The sequence below is a fragment of the Gluconacetobacter diazotrophicus PA1 5 genome, assembly GCF_000067045.1.
In the GTDB taxonomy this organism is placed as follows: Bacteria; Pseudomonadota; Alphaproteobacteria; order Acetobacterales; family Acetobacteraceae; genus Gluconacetobacter; species Gluconacetobacter diazotrophicus.
On sequence record NC_010125.1, the window covers coordinates 2,042,961 to 2,057,318 of the forward strand.

General features: G+C 69.3%; 10 protein-coding genes and 1 pseudogene. 6 read left to right on the plus strand and 5 right to left on the minus strand.

Annotated features, from left to right (window positions below; genetic code table 11):
- Positions 1-70: 70 nt before the first annotated feature.
- The 3 genes from GDI_RS09555 (at position 71) to GDI_RS09565 (ending at position 4,284) form a co-directional block, all read left to right on the plus strand.
- A complete protein-coding gene (locus tag GDI_RS09555) occupies positions 71-1,339 on the plus strand; it encodes a M20 family metallo-hydrolase (protein WP_012553023.1) in 1,269 nt (422 codons plus the stop codon).
- 151 nt (positions 1,340-1,490) lie between these two features.
- The gene (locus tag GDI_RS09560) at positions 1,491-2,804 is read left to right on the plus strand and encodes an aspartate aminotransferase family protein (RefSeq protein ID WP_012225702.1); all 1,314 of its coding nucleotides are present in this window, start codon (positions 1,491-1,493) and stop codon (positions 2,802-2,804) included.
- 19 nt (positions 2,805-2,823) lie between these two features.
- A complete protein-coding gene (locus GDI_RS09565; RefSeq protein ID WP_012225703.1) occupies positions 2,824-4,284 on the plus strand; it encodes an NCS1 family nucleobase:cation symporter-1 in 1,461 nt (486 codons plus the stop codon).
- A 25-nt stretch (positions 4,285-4,309) separates the two neighbouring features.
- Here GDI_RS09565 and GDI_RS09570 read toward each other — a convergent pair whose 3' ends face one another.
- The 4 genes from GDI_RS09570 to GDI_RS09585 form a co-directional block, all read right to left on the minus strand.
- A complete protein-coding gene (locus GDI_RS09570) occupies positions 4,310-5,140 on the minus strand; it encodes a CDP-diacylglycerol diphosphatase (RefSeq protein WP_012225704.1) in 831 nt (276 codons plus the stop codon).
- On the minus strand, positions 5,137-6,633 hold the full coding sequence (locus GDI_RS09575; RefSeq protein ID WP_041249380.1) for a Ppx/GppA family phosphatase: 1,497 nt from the start codon (positions 6,631-6,633) through the stop codon (positions 5,137-5,139). Before GDI_RS09575 ends, GDI_RS09570 begins: the two co-directional genes overlap by 4 nt.
- Before the next feature lie 87 nt (positions 6,634-6,720).
- Positions 6,721-8,865: an RNA degradosome polyphosphate kinase gene (locus GDI_RS09580; protein ID WP_390614199.1), complete on the minus strand. Its 2,145-nt coding sequence runs from the start codon at positions 8,863-8,865 to the stop codon at positions 6,721-6,723.
- 267 nt (positions 8,866-9,132) lie between these two features.
- Positions 9,133-9,900: a DnaA/Hda family protein gene (locus tag GDI_RS09585; protein WP_012225707.1), complete on the minus strand. Its 768-nt coding sequence runs from the start codon at positions 9,898-9,900 to the stop codon at positions 9,133-9,135.
- A 129-nt stretch (positions 9,901-10,029) separates the two neighbouring features.
- Here GDI_RS09585 and purM point away from each other — a divergent pair.
- Both purM and purN read left to right on the plus strand, forming a co-directional pair.
- Positions 10,030-11,120 (plus strand): annotated as a pseudogene (purM, locus tag GDI_RS09590) (phosphoribosylformylglycinamidine cyclo-ligase).
- Between the two features lie 4 nt (positions 11,121-11,124).
- Positions 11,125-11,763 (plus strand): phosphoribosylglycinamide formyltransferase, encoded by a 639-nt coding sequence (gene purN, locus GDI_RS09595; RefSeq protein WP_012225709.1) that lies wholly within the window; start codon positions 11,125-11,127, stop codon positions 11,761-11,763.
- 49 nt (positions 11,764-11,812) lie between these two features.
- Here purN and ndk read toward each other — a convergent pair whose 3' ends face one another.
- Positions 11,813-12,235 carry a nucleoside-diphosphate kinase gene (gene ndk, locus GDI_RS09600; RefSeq protein WP_012225710.1) on the minus strand — a complete coding sequence of 141 codons (423 nt, stop codon included), beginning with the start codon at positions 12,233-12,235 and terminating at the stop codon, positions 11,813-11,815.
- A 240-nt stretch (positions 12,236-12,475) separates the two neighbouring features.
- Here ndk and GDI_RS09605 point away from each other — a divergent pair, with 240 nt between their 5' ends.
- Positions 12,476-14,353 carry an ABC-F family ATP-binding cassette domain-containing protein gene (locus tag GDI_RS09605; protein ID WP_012225711.1) on the plus strand — a complete coding sequence of 626 codons (1,878 nt, stop codon included), beginning with the start codon at positions 12,476-12,478 and terminating at the stop codon, positions 14,351-14,353.
- Positions 14,354-14,358: the final 5 nt, after the last annotated feature.

Below are 14,358 nucleotides of genomic sequence, written 5' to 3' on the forward strand. Positions count from 1 at the left end.
ATATGTGAATTTCGGAGATCAGCAGGCCACTAAAATATTGATTTGGCTGGTGTCCAGCAGGAGGAACAGGATGAGCGGCACGGGTGGTCTTCGCAAGGGCGACAACATCACCGTGAATGGCGCGGCGTTATGGGACGACATCCTGCACACCGCCCGGTTCGGCGGCACGCCCAAGGGCGGGATCAGGCGCCTGACGCTGACCGAGGAAGACCGGCTGGTCCGCGCGTGGTTCGAGGCCGCCTGCCGGCAGGTCGGCTGCACCGTCACCCATGATTCGCTGGGCAACCAGTTCGCCCGCCGCCCGGGGCGCGACGACAGCCTGCCGCCGATCACGATCGGCAGCCATCTGGATACCCAGCCCACCGGCGGCAAGTTCGACGGGATCGTCGGCGTGCTGGGCGGCCTGGCCGTGCTGCGGGCGCTGCATGCGTCGGGCCACGAGACCCGGCATCCGATCGAACTGATCAACTGGACGAACGAGGAAGGGGCGCGCTTCGCCCCGGCCATGCTGGCCTCGGGCGTGTTCGCCGGCGTGTTCACCGAACAGGAAGCCCTGGACAAGACCGACCGCGCGGGAATCCGTTTCGAGGACGCGCTGGTCGGAATCGGCTATCGCGGCAGCGAGCCCTGCGGGCAGCATCCGGTGTCGGCCTATTTCGAACTGCATATCGAGCAGGGACCGATCCTGGAAGCCCAGCACAAGACGATCGGCATCGTGACCGGCGTGCAGGGCATACGGTGGTACGAAGTCACGCTGACCGGCCGCGATTCCCATGCCGGCAGCACGCCCATGACGATGCGCGCCGACGCCCTGCTGGCCGCCGCCCGGATGATCGAGGCGGTGAACCAGGTGGCCCTGGCCTTTGGTCCGGACGCGGTGGGCACGGTCGGCCTGATCGAAAGCCGCCCCAACAGCCGCAACGTGGTTCCGGGCGAGGTCTTCTTCACCATCGACCTGCGCCACCCGGACGACACGGTGGTGGTGCGAATGGAGGAGGCGATGCGGGCGAAGGTCGCGGCCATCGCCGCCGAATCCGGCGTCGGCCTGGCGCTGGACTGCGTGTGGGATTCCCCGGCGGTGCATTTCGATCCGGCGTGCATCGGCGCCGTCCGCCGGGCGGCGGAATCGTTCGGCTATCCGGCACGCGACATCGTATCGGGCGCGGGCCACGACGCGGCCTATCTGGCCCGGGTGACGCCGACCACCATGATCTTCGTCCCCTGCGCGGGCGGCCTGAGCCATAACGAGGCCGAAAGCGCCGAACCCGGCGACGTTACCGCCGGGGCGAACGTGCTGCTGCGGGCGGTGCTGGACGCCGATGCACGGCTGGATGCCTGATCGGGCAGTCGAAGAGGCCTCGAAGAATCATCTGTCCAGCGCGGCGTCCTTGTTCCATCCTCGTGACGATTTCGGAACCGTGACAGGGTTCTCTGTGCCAGGTTCTCTGTGCCAAGCGGTTCCCCATCATCGATCGCAGGAGCTTCGCGCGATGCCGCCGACCAATCACGACGCGTTCTGGATGCCGTTCACCGCCAACCGCCAGTTCCGCAAGACGCCGCGCATGCTGGTGGCGGCCGACGGCATGTATTACACCACCGACGACGGGCGAAAGGTGCTGGATGGCTGCGCCGGCCTGTGGTGCGTGAACGCGGGCCATAACCGCCCGCGCATCACCCAGGCGGTGCAGAAGACGATCGCGACGCTGGATTTCGCGCCGACCTTCCAGATGGGCCACCCGCTGGCCTTCGAGGCCGCGGACCGGATCGCGGCCCTGGCGCCCGGCGACCTGAACCATGTCTTCTTCTGCAATTCGGGCTCCGAGGCCATGGATTCGGCGCTGAAGATCGCCCTCGCCTATCACCGCGTGCGGGGCGAGGGCGCGCGCACGCGCCTGATCGGGCGCGAGCGCGGATATCACGGCGTGGGGTTCGGCGGCATTTCCGTGGGCGGCCTGTCCGGCAACCGCAAGCTGTACGGGTCGCTGCTGACCGGGGTCGACCACCTGCCGCACACGCTGGATATCGAACGGAACGCGTTCACCAGGGGGCTGCCCGCCCACGGCGCGGAACTGGCGGACAACCTGGAACGCATCGTCGCGCTGCATGACGCATCCACCATCGCCGCCGTGGTGGTCGAACCGATGGCCGGATCGACCGGCGTGCTGCCGCCGCCGGTCGGCTACCTGAAGCGCCTGCGCGAGATCTGCGACAAATACGGCATCCTGCTGATCTTCGACGAGGTCATCACCGGGTTCGGCCGCCTGGGCGGCACTCCCTTCGCGGCCGAGAAATTCGGCGTGCTGCCCGATATCCTGGCCTGCGCCAAGGGCGTGACCAACGGGACCATCCCCATGGGCGCCGCCATCGCGCGCGACCATGTGCACGCGGCGTTCATGACCGGGCCGGAAACCGGGATCGAACTGCCGCACGGCTATACCTATTCGGGCCACCCCGTGGCCTGCGCCGCCGCGATCGCGACCCTGGACACCTACGCCGAGGAGAACCTGTTCGAGCGCGCGGGCGACATCGCGCCCTATTTCGAGGAAGCGGTCCACGCGTTGCGCGGCCTGCCGCATGTCATCGACATCCGCAATGTGGGGCTGGTGGCCGGCATCGAACTGGCGTCCCGTCCCGGCGCGGTGGGCGCCAGGGCGTACGAGGTCTTCGACCGCGCGTTCCACAAGGGAATCCTGGTCCGCTACACCGGCGACGTGGTCGCCGTCTCGCCGCCGCTGATCATCGAAAAATCGCAGATCGACCAGGTGTTCGGCACCCTGGCCGACATCATCCACGCCGTCGAATAGCGCGGAACGCGAGGCCCGAATGACAGACACCCCGCCCCCTGCGACGGCCGCCGGCTACGATCCCGGCCTGTATAACGCGGACCTGGCCCCGGTTCCGGCCGAGCGGCGGGACTGGAGCTGGGTGAACATGGCCACGGTGTGGATGGGCATGGTCCACAACATCGTGGTGTACGAGGCCGCGTCGGGCCTGATGGCGCTGGGCCTGTCGGCCTGGGAATGCCTGGAGGTCGTGGCCGTCGCCTACATGGTGCTGTTCCTGGCCATGTGGTTCAACGCCCGTGCCGGCACGCGCTACGGCATTCCGTTCTGCGTGCTGATCCGCTCGGCCTTCGGGCCGTACGGCGCGCAGCTTCCGGTCGTGCTGCGCGGATTCTGCGCCATCTTCTGGTTTTCGGTGCAGGCCTATGCGGCGGCGCAGGCGGTGGATGCGGTGCTGTCCACCCTCAGCCCCGCCTGGGCGTCGATGACCCCGTCCCTGCTGGGCATGCAGGCGCGGATGTGGCTGGCCATGGCCATGGTCTGGGCGCTGCATGCCTGGATCGCCAGCCACGGCGTGCACCGGATCCGCAATTTCGAGCTTGTCGCCGGGCCGCTGGTCATCATCGTGGGCCTGCTGGCCACGATCTGGGGGCTGCGCGTCGGCCATGGGCTGGGGCCGCTGTTCGCGCAGCCGTCGCACCTGCATGGGGCGGCATTCTGGTCCACCTTCGCCATGGGGGTGACCGGCATGATCGGCATGTGGGCCACCTTGACCGTCAATATTCCGGACCTGTCGCGGTTCGTACGCTCGGAACGCGACCAGGTGGTCGGCCAGGCGATCGGCCTGCCGATCACGGCGCTGGTCTTCACGCCGATGGGCATCATCACCACGTCGGCCACAATCATCTTGTTCGGCCACCCGATCTGGAACCCGGTGGACCTGCTTCTGGCGCTGAACCATCCTGTCGTGACCGTCCTGGGCGGGGCCACGCTGGTGCTGGCGACGCTGTCGGTCAACGTCGTCGCGAACATCATGCCCGCCTGCTACGACCTGGTGAACCTGATGCCCCGGCGGCTGGACTTCAACCGGGCGTCGCGGCTGGTCCTGGTGCTGGGCGTGTTCTTCATGCCCTGGCTGTGGTTCAACGAAGCCGCCGGCATCTATCGCGTGCTGGACCTGATCAGCGGCCTTCTGGGCCCGGTGACGGGGATCATGCTGGCCGATTTCTACATCGTGCGGCGGCAGGTGCTGGATGTACCGGCGCTGTACCGGCATGGCGGCCGGTACGACGGCCGAAACGGATGGAACGTCCCGGCCCTGGCCGCCTTCGCCGCCGGCGGCGCGGTGGCGTCGGCCGGCCACGTCGTGCCGGGTCTGGCCGGCCTGAATACGGTCGCGTGGTTCGTGGGCGTCGCCATCGGTGCCGGGCTCTATCTGGCGTTGTCGCCCCGCCGGGATGCGCACCCGGCGGAAGACGCCGCAACGCTGTCAAACGCGTGACGCCGCCCAGTCAATTCGGGCCCGGTCAATCCGGCAGCATGGCCTGCTGGTAGGGTTGCTCCTGGATGGCGCGTCCGGGTTCGAAATGGCCGATCCGGCAGGCATGGTCCTGCAGTTCCTCGCCCTCCGCGCGGTCGCCCGACAGGGGTTTGACCATGTCGTCCAGCAGGATGAAACCCGGTCGGCCGCCCGGCCAGACGGTCCCCACCACCACCAGCGTATGTTCGCCCATTTCGCGCGCCGGGTCGGCCAGCGACGCCGCCAGGCGCCGGAACGGATAGGCGCCGTCCAGGCTGTTCCCGTCGATGCGCGTCGCGCGATAGGTATGGTCGTTCAATACCAGCCTGGTCCAGCCATGGCCGATCTGCGGCCGCGCCCAGTGCAGGGCCACACGGATGTTCGGGGCCAGGCAGTCGATATGGATGTGAAGCTGGTTCTGCGACCGGCCATATTGCGAATTGATCGCCAGCGCCATGGTCTCGCGCGGCATGGTATGGCCCAGCCGCGCCAGGGACCGGTCGACCTGGTGCCAGGCCGCGCCGAAATAATCCGGCGCCGCGGGGGACAGGATGGACGGGTCCTCGATCCCGGTGACGCGGTCGGTCGCGATGACCAGATATTGCGCCAGGCCACGCCGGTCCTTCAGCACCGCATAGCCGCGATCGGTATCGACGGCGGCACAGGGGGCGGGCGTGTTTTCGCCGGCCTGATTGGGTACGCAGCGGTCATGGACGATGGACCACAGCACGTTCGGATCATTGTTCAGCCGTGCGGGACCGCTGGCCCTGGCCACCGTCAGCAGGATGCCCGCCGCCAGCATGGCCGGAACGGCGGCACCCAGAAGGACGCGCTTCATGCCGTGGCGGCCTCCTCGATCCGGGCGGGCAGCGACAGGGCGTCGGCCAGCCGGTCCAGGCGGCGGCGTACGCTCTCGCCCCGCACCACGCCACGGCCGGCCGACAGGTGCAGTGCCAGGCCCTGCTTCGACATGCCCACCCAGGTTCCGTCGAGCAGTTCCTCGGTCCCGCCGCAGACCGTATAGGCCAGGCGCAGCGCCAGCCCCAGCACCACCGCGCGCCCGTACTGTTCGGGCGGCAGCAGAAGGCGCGACGGCTGCAGGAACTCCTGCCCCAGTTCGGCCTCGTACCGCACGGCCAGGGTCAGGGCGACGAAGGCGCGGGCCGGGTGGTCGAACCCCACCCCCTGCATGCGCAGCACGCGCAGATAAGTCTGTTCAGCCCGATATTCCGGGTGATCGTACGAACCGATATCGGACATCAGGCAGGCGGCACGGCGCAGGCGGCGCATCGACGGGTCTTCGTCGGCGAACAGCGGCGCGGTCCATGTCATCAGCCGGTCGGGCAGGGTCTCGCTGCGTCCCAGGCGGGTACACATCTCATGCGCCACGGCTTCCTGCGGGTCCAGCGCCTTCACCGATGCGGCGACGCGGCGCATGTACCAGCCCTCGCGCAGGCCATCGACCGAAACCACCACGCAGGTCGGCTGGACGCGGCGGATCAGGCGGCGCAGCACGGTGGCGGCGAACGGAACGTCGTCCAGCCGCTTGCGCGGCGCGCCGGGCAGGCGTTCCAGCGTGCGGCGCGGCGTGCTGGCGGCCCAGTCGGCCATGTCCTTCGCGCCGTCGCCCGACATCGTATAAAGATGCACGATATTCAGCGGGTAATTGGTGCGGGCGATCTGCAGCCGGGCCAGCGCGCGGAAGGCGCCGCCGACCAGGTAGAGCGGCCGCCCCTGCATGTCGTCCAGCCATCCGACCTGCGCGATGTCGGCATCCGCGATGGCACGCGCCTTCGCCAGATCGTTCTCGGACCGGTCGTTCAGCCGGATCACGCCCAGGCGCAGGGTGCAGGCATCCAGCTTCTGCCCGCCGGACAGGCGGATCAGTTCCAGCGAGCCGCCACCGATATCGGCCACCAGCCCGTCGGCCTCCGGCAGGCCGCACAGCACGCCGGTGGCGGAATAATCGGCTTCTTCCTCGCCCGACAGGATGCGGATCGGCACGCCCGGCATCCGCGCGCGCAGGGTCTCGACGAATTCCCCCCCGTTGGAGGCATCGCGGACGGCCGCCGTGGACAGGATTTCGAACGGATCGGCATCCATGCCCCGGGCAATGGCATAGAACCGGTCCATGACCTGTATGGCCGCGCCGACGCCTTCCTCGTTCAGGCGTCCGGTGGCGTTCAGCCCGCGCCCCAGGCGCAGCACGGCCTTTTCGTTGAAGATGGGAATCGGATTGCGGGTGATACCGTCGAAGACGACCAGCCGGACGGAATTCGACCCCAGATCGACGACGGCCGACCGGCGATGGGTGCTGCCGGCCCGGGTCATCGGGCCCCGCACGCGCGCGCGGCGGGTGACGGAGGGGCGGGCGGCAGGGAACTGGCCTGATGCGGGAACTGCGTCATGGCGACATCCTCAATCATCGAGAATCCGGTCCTGGTGGCGGGGCAGCGCGGTGCTGACCCGGATCGCGCTGTCCTGCGCGGCCCGGCCGCGACCGGACAGCGAGGGATTGGTCATGAAATAGTCATGGGCCGAAAACGGTTTCGCACCCGGCTCCAGCCGCCTCCATACACCGTTCTGCTGCAGGATCCACGATTGCAGGTTATCCTTCAGGTCCGTGACCATGATCTGGTCCAGCACCTGGGCATGGACGGTGGGGTCGCGCATCGGCACCATGCTTTCGACCCGCCAGTCCATGTTGCGCACCATCCAGTCGGCCGACGAGATATAGATGCGGGCCTGGCGCGAGGGCAGCCGGTGCCCGTCGCCGAAGGCGAAGATCCGGGCATGTTCCAGGAACCGCCCGACGATGGACTTGATGCGGATGTTTTCCGACAGGCCCGGCACGCCGGGCCGCAGGCAGCAGATTCCGCGCACCACGCCCATGATGCGCACCCCGGCACACGACGCCCGGTACAGCCGGTCGATCAGGTCGGGATCGACCAGCGAGTTCATCTTCAGCCAGATCTGGCCGGGACGGCCGGCGCGGACATGCTCGATCTCGCCCTCGATCAGTTCCTCCAGCGTGCGGCGGATCGTCACCGGCGAGAAGGCGATGGCTTCCATCCGCGTGGGCAGCGCATAGCCGGTCATGTAGTTGAACAGCCGCGCGGAATCCCGTGCCAGCTCGGGATCGCAGGTGAAGAAGGACAGGTCGGTATAGATCCGGGCCGTGATCGGGTGGTAGTTGCCCGTCCCGAAATGGGCGTAGGACCGCAGGGACCCGCCCTCTCGCCGGACGACCAGGCTGAGCTTCGCATGGGTCTTCAGGTCCGCGAAGCCGAATACGACCTGCACGCCCGCGGCCTCCAGCGCGCGGGCCAGGCGGATATTGGCTTCCTCATCGAAGCGGGCGCGCAGTTCGACCATCGCGGTGACCGATTTTCCGGCCTCGGCAGCCTCGATCAGCGCCTTGACGATCGGGCTGTCGCGCGATGTGCGGTACAGGGTCTGCTTGATCGCGACCACCGCCGGGTCCAGGGCCGCCTGGCGCAGGAACTGGATCACCACGTCGAAGCTTTCGAACGGGTGATGGACGATCATGTCCTTGGCGCGGATGGCGGCGAAGCAGTCCCCGCCGAAATCGACGACCCGTTCGGGAAAGCGGGGGGTATAGGGCGGGAACAGCAGGTCCGGCCGGTCATCGACGATCAACTGCTTCAGGTCGACCACGCCGATCAGCCCGGGCTGGATCTCGACCTCGTCGGGCGGAACGGCCAGGTCGGTCGCCACCGCCTGCCCCAGGTCGGCCGGCATGCGCGAATCGATGTCCAGGTGGATGACCACCCCCCGGCGGCGGCGCTTCAGGGCGGATTCGTAGGACCGGACCAGATCCTCGGCCTCGTCCTCGAATTCCACGTCGGTGTCGCGGATCACGCGCAGCACGCCCCATTCGCCCGCCACCATGCCGGGAAACAGCCGGTCGATGCACAACGCGATCAGGTTTTCCAGCAGGATGAAGCGCGTCACGCCGGGCGGCGACAGGTTGGCCGGCAGCCGCACGAACCGCTCGATCTGCGCCGGCAGCAGGATCATCGCGCTCATGACGAAACGGCCGGTGTCCCGGCTCATCAGCCGCAGCGACAGGGCCAGGCCCATATGCGGGATGAAGGGCAGCGGATGGGCCGGATCGATGGCCAGCGGCGTCAGGACGGGGAAGATCCGGTCCATGAAGCAACTGTCCAGCCAGTCGCGGTCGGCGTCGGAAATGGTGTCCAGGCTGCACACCACGATCCCGGACTCGGCCAGCAGGCCGCGCAGGTCCTTCCAGATCCTCTGCTGTTCGCGCAGCAGCCGGATCGTGCGCGTGCGCACGGCGGCAAGCTGCTGGACCGGGGTCAGGCCATCGGGCGAACTGGTGACCAGCCCCTCGCGCACCTGCCCCACCAGGCCGGCGACGCGGACGGAATAGAATTCGTCCAGGTTGCCGGCGCTGATCGACAGGAAGCGCAGCCGTTCCAGCAGCGGATTGCGGGGGTTGTCGGCTTCCTCGACCACGCGCTGGTTGAAATCCAGCCACGAGAGTTCACGGTTGATGAACCGCGTGGGTGACTGCATGTCCACGGGCGGGGGCGGCACGGGCGGCGTCGTGTCGGATGCCGGGGCGCGCCGCCGCGCGGACGTCCCCGTACGCTTGGGGACCGAGCGCTTGGGAGCGGGGCGCGCGGAGGGCTGGCGCGCGGGCGTCTTGCGCGTCGGTCTGGTCAATCCTGTCTCCTACCACAAATCCGCCGTCATTCTGCCAAACTAGGCAGAAAACGGGGGCAATGCCAACGCGGCGCACCATGAAGTTTATGGGTCACGCCGGTTATTCCGCCATGCCCGTTATCGGGCCCTGGCGTCGGCCTCGTCGGGGGCCCCGTCATGGGCCAGCATGTCGTGCAGCACCGATAGCGCCAGGGCGCGGGTGACGCGCCGGCCGGCGGCCAGCCCCGCGTGGTCCAGCCGGATCGCGGCCTCGCGGATCGCCGAGGCCGTGCGGGGCAACCGCCGCAGCAGCCATTCCGTCACCGGCTGGCTGACGACGATCTGCCGGTCGGCCAGGTGACGCAGCAGCAGGATGCGCAGCAGCGTGTCCTCGGGCTGGCGCAGTTCGATCGCCATCGTCGCGCGCAGCCGGCTGGCCAGGTCCGGCAGTACCACCGGCCAGCGCGCGGGCGACAGGCGGGCCGCCAGTACCACCGCCACGCGGTGCTCGCGCGCCGCATTCAGCAGATGCAGCAGCGCCCGCTGGTCCTCCACCCGGTCCGCGTCATCGACCGCCACGGCCCGCAGCATGTCCGGGGCATCGTCGAACAGGCGCCCCAGCGTGGCCTGCGTCAGATCGGCGCCCGTCAGCAGGACGGCGCCACGCTCCTGCGCCCAGATATCCAGCAGGTGGGTCTTGCCCGCTCCGGCGGCGCCCCACAGCGCCAGCCGGTGTTCGGGCCATGCGGGGGCGCCCAGCAGCCAGGCCCGGGCCATGCCGTTCGAAGGCGCGGCGACGAAATCGGCCCGCGCATGGCGCGTGCGGTGCGCGAAGGGCAGCACAAGCTGGCCGAACGAATCGCGGGGCGCCGTTTCGTCCTGATTCTGTGCCGTCCGTTCAACCACCGCTTTGCGCGCCGCCCTGCCTGCCGTAAAGGAACCGGTGAGCGTTTACCCTACCTTGCCTCGTTCTTCGACCCCTGCGTACCGCGCGGGGGCGACATTCGGGGCGCACCGACGACGAAGGCACGACACATGACCTCCGCCCCCCCTTTGCATCCGCCCCAGCCGGCGGCCGGCGCCACCTACCGCGACGCGGGCGTGACATCGCGGCCGGCGATGCGCTGGTCGATGCCATCAAGCCTGCGGCCAGTGCGACCGACCGCCCCGGCACCATGGGCGGCCTGGGCGGCTTCGGGGCGCTGTTCGACCTGAAGGCGGCCGGTTTCACCGACCCGGTCCTGGTCTCGTGCACCGACGGGGTGGGCACCAAGCTGATGGTCGCGATCGAAAGCGGCCTGCATGAGACGGTGGGCATCGACCTGGTGGCGATGTGCGTCAACGACCTGGTCGTGCAGGGGGCGGAACCGCTGTTCTTCCTGGATTATTTCGCGACCGGCCGCCTGGCGGTGGAAGACGCGGCCAAGGTCGTCCGCGGCATTGCCCAGGGCTGCCGCGAATCGGGCTGCGCCCTGGTCGGGGGCGAAACGGCGGAAATGCCCGGCATGTATGGTCCCGGCCATTACGACCTGGCCGGGTTTTCCGTGGGCGCCGCCGAACGCGCGGCCCTGCTGCCCGCCGATATCGCGGCGGGCGACACGCTGATCGGCCTGCCGGCCAGCGGCGTGCATTCCAATGGATTTTCGCTGGTGCGCGCCATCGTGGCGCGCAGCGGCCTGGCGTGGGACGCCCCCTGCCCCTTCGCGCCCGGCCAGACGCTGGCGCAGGCGCTGATGGCGCCCACGCGCCTGTATGTGAAGGCGGTGCTGGACCTGCACCGCCAGGGGCTGATCCAGGGCGCCGCGCACATTACGGGCGGCGGCCTGCCGGGCAACCTGCCGCGCGTGCTGCCGGCGGGCCTGACGGCACTGATCGACGGCGGCGCATGGCCCATTCCGCCGGTGTTCGGCTGGCTGGCCCGCACCGGGCAGGTCGATCCCGACGAAATGCTGAAGGTCTTCAATTGCGGCGTCGGCATGGTGCTGATCGCCCGCGACGGGGACGCGGCGCTGCAGTCCCTGCGCGCGGCGGGTCAGGACGCGTTCGTCATCGGCCGGCTGGAAGAGGGCACGCCCGGCGCCGCCGCCGGCCTGCGCTTCACCACCCGGCCCGACTTCACCGGATAAGCCTGTGACGCACGACACCCACGCCGCCGCCCGGCGGCCGATCGCGATTCTGATCAGCGGGCGCGGCAGCAACATGCGCGCGCTGATCGATGCCTGCGCGGCGCCGGACTTCCCGGCCCGTATCGCCCTGGTCCTGAGCAACCGGCCCGACGCGCCGGGGCTGGAGGTCGCGCGCGCGGCGGGCCTGCGGGCCGAGGCGATCGATCACCGTCCCTTTCGCGGCGACCGCGCGGCGCATGAACACGCGATCGACGCCACCCTGCGCGCGGCCGGGGTCGAACTGGTCTGCCTGGCCGGCTACATGCGCCTGCTGACCCCGTTCCTGACCGGGGCCTGGGCGGGGCGGATGCTGAACATCCATCCCAGCCTGCTGCCGGCATTTCCGGGCCTGCACACGCATGAACGCGCCCTGCAGGCCGGGGTGAAGCTGCATGGCTGTACGGTGCATCTGGTCACGGAAATCATGGATGACGGCCCGATCCTGGGCCAGGCCGCCGTGCCCGTCCACGCGGACGACACCCCGGACCGGCTGGCGGCACGGGTGCTGGAACAGGAACACCGCCTGTATCCGGCGGCCCTGCGCAAGGTCCTGACGCCCGATGCCGTGCCGCAGCCGGATATCGGGTCTCTGCTGTTCCTGTAGGAACCCGGTCGGCATGACGGGCACCCTGGCGGGTGCCCGTCCGGCGTGATCAGGGCAGGATTTCGGTCTGGGCGAAGAAGAACGCGATTTCGGTGTTCGCGTTTTCCAGGCTGTCCGAACCATGGACCGAATTCGCCTCGATGCTCTCGGCGAACTGCGCGCGGACGGTGCCCGGCGCGGCCTTCTTCGGGTCGGTGGCGCCCATCACGTCGCGATGCTTCAGGACGGCGTTCTCGCCTTCCAGCACCTGCAGCACGACCGGGCCGGACACCATGAACGACACCAGCTCGCCGTAGAACGGACGGTCCTTGTGCACGGCATAGAACGCGCCGGCCTCGGCTTCGCTCAGTTGCACGCGCTTCTGCGCGACGATGCGCAGGCCCGCATCCTCGAACACCGCGTTGATCTTGCCCGTCAGGTTGCGCCGGGTCGCGTCCGGCTTGATGATCGACAGGGTACGTTCGGTCGCCATGGGATGGCTCCTTCTTATTGCTCGAAATGCGTGGCCAGGACCCCTTGCGCCCTTGCGGACCGGCGCCCCTTACGCGCGCCATCTAGAGCATATTCCCCCGGACTGGTAGGTACAGCGTCACGAATCCTGTCCCGTCCGCCGTTCACGTGGCGGAGCACGACGCCCGCCACGCACGGGATTGCATAACTATCAAAGGGTTGGCCAGGCGTGCCGGCCCGTTCTTCCGGAGCCCCGTATCCCGTGAGCCTGCTCGTCATTTCCGACCTGACCCTTCGCATCGCGGGACGCACCCTGCTGGACGGCGCGTCGCTGACCGTCGATCCGGGGCGCAAGATCGGCCTGGTCGGGCGGAACGGGGCCGGAAAATCCACCCTGCTGGCCGCGATCGCGGGCGATATCGCACCGGACGGCGGCACCATCCACCTGTCGTCGCGCGCGCGCATGGCCCGCATCCGGCAGGAAGCCCCGTCGGGCGACGCCAACCTGCTGGACACGGTGCTGGCCGGCGACGCCGAACGCACCGCCCTGATGGCCGAAGCCGACCAGACCCCCGACCCGGTGCGGCTGGCCGACATCCATGAACGGCTGCGGGCGATCGGGGCCGACAGCGCGCCCGCGCGCGCCGCGACCATCCTGTCGGGCCTGGGCTTCGACGCCGACGCCCAGGCCCGCCCGGTGTCGGATTTTTCCGGCGGCTGGCGCATGCGCGTGGCGCTGGCCACGGCGCTGTTCCTCAACCCCGACCTGCTGCTGCTGGACGAACCGACCAACCATCTGGACCTGGATGCCACGATCTGGCTGGAAAACTGGCTGTCCCGCTTTGCCGGGGCGGCGCTGATCGTCAGTCATGATCGCGGGTTGCTGGACCGGGCGGTGGATGCCATCGCACATCTGGACCAACGCAAGCTGACGCTGACGCCGGGCGGATACAGCGAATTCGTGCGCATCCGCACCGAACAGGCCCTGCAGCAGGCCCGGGCGGCGGAACGGATCGCGGCGCAGCGCGCCCACATGCAATCCTTCGTCGATCGCTTCCGCGCCAAGGCGACCAAGGCGCGGCAGGCCCAGGCACGGCTGAAGGCGCTGGAGAAGCTGCCGGTCCTGGACACCGTGGTCGAGGATGCGCCCACCCGCTTCGCCTTCCCCGAACCCGCGCCCCTGCCCCCGCCGATGCTGACGCTGGACCGGGTTTCGGTCGGCTATGGCGGCCGGCCGATCCTGTCCGGCCTGACCCTGCGGCTGGACATGGAGGATAGGATCGCCCTGCTGGGCGCCAACGGCAACGGCAAATCGACCTTCGCCAAGCTGATCGCGGGACGGCTGGCGCCGATTTCGGGCACCGTGGCGCATGGTCCGCGCCTGCGCGTCGGCTATTTCGCCCAGCATCAGGCGGAGGAACTGGTTCCCGGCGAAACGCCGGTCGATCACATGACCCGCGTCATGCCCAAGGCACCGCCCACCGCCGTGCGGGCGCAACTGGCCCGCTTCGGGCTGGATGCCGACCGCGCCGACACGGTGACGCGGGACCTGTCGGGCGGCGAGAAGGCGCGGCTGCTGCTGGCGCTGGCCACGCGTGAGGCACCGCACCTGCTGATCCTGGACGAACCGACCAACCATCTGGACCTGGACGCGCGCGAGGCCCTGATCCGCGCCCTGGCGGAATTCGAGGGGGCCGTACTGCTGATCAGCCATGACCCGCACCTGGTCGAACTGGTCGCCGACCGGCTGTGGCTGGTGGGCGACGGCACCGTGCGGCCCTTCGACGGCGACATGGCGGAATATCGGACATGGCTGTCCGAACGCGCCCGGGCGGCCACCCGCCCGGCCACCCCGGCGGCCCCCCGCCGCGACGACAGGCGCGAACGCGCCGAAGCCCGCAAGGCCATCGCCCCCCTCCGCCGGAAGGCACGGGACGCCGAAGCCCGGATGAGCCGCCTGGCCGACGAGCGCGGCCGGCTGGAAACCCGGCTGGCCGACCCCGCGCTCTATGCCGCCGGCGGCGCCGACGAGGTCACGGCGATCAACACGCGGCTGGCCGCCATCGGGCGCGAGCAGGAAGAGGCCGAGGAGGAGTGGCTGCTGGCCGAGGCGGCGATCGAGGAAAGCGCCGCCGAGTGAGCCGA

Excerpts from the sequence above, each read along its gene's own strand:
- GDI_RS09570 (WP_012225704.1), bottom strand. The coding sequence starts at position 5,140 with ATGAAGCGCGTCCTTCTGGGTGCCGCCGTTCCGGCCATGCTGGCGGCG.
- ndk (WP_012225710.1), bottom strand. The coding sequence starts at position 12,235 with ATGGCGACCGAACGTACCCTGTCGATCATCAAGCCGGACGCGACCCGG.
- GDI_RS09575 (WP_041249380.1), bottom strand. The coding sequence starts at position 6,633 with ATGACCCGGGCCGGCAGCACCCATCGCCGGTCGGCCGTCGTCGATCTG.
- GDI_RS09580 (WP_390614199.1), bottom strand. The coding sequence starts at position 8,865 with ATGCAGTCACCCACGCGGTTCATCAACCGTGAACTCTCGTGGCTGGAT.
- GDI_RS09555 (WP_012553023.1), top strand. The coding sequence starts at position 71 with ATGAGCGGCACGGGTGGTCTTCGCAAGGGCGACAACATCACCGTGAAT.
- GDI_RS09565 (WP_012225703.1), top strand. The coding sequence starts at position 2,824 with ATGACAGACACCCCGCCCCCTGCGACGGCCGCCGGCTACGATCCCGGC.
- GDI_RS09560 (WP_012225702.1), top strand. The coding sequence starts at position 1,491 with ATGCCGCCGACCAATCACGACGCGTTCTGGATGCCGTTCACCGCCAAC.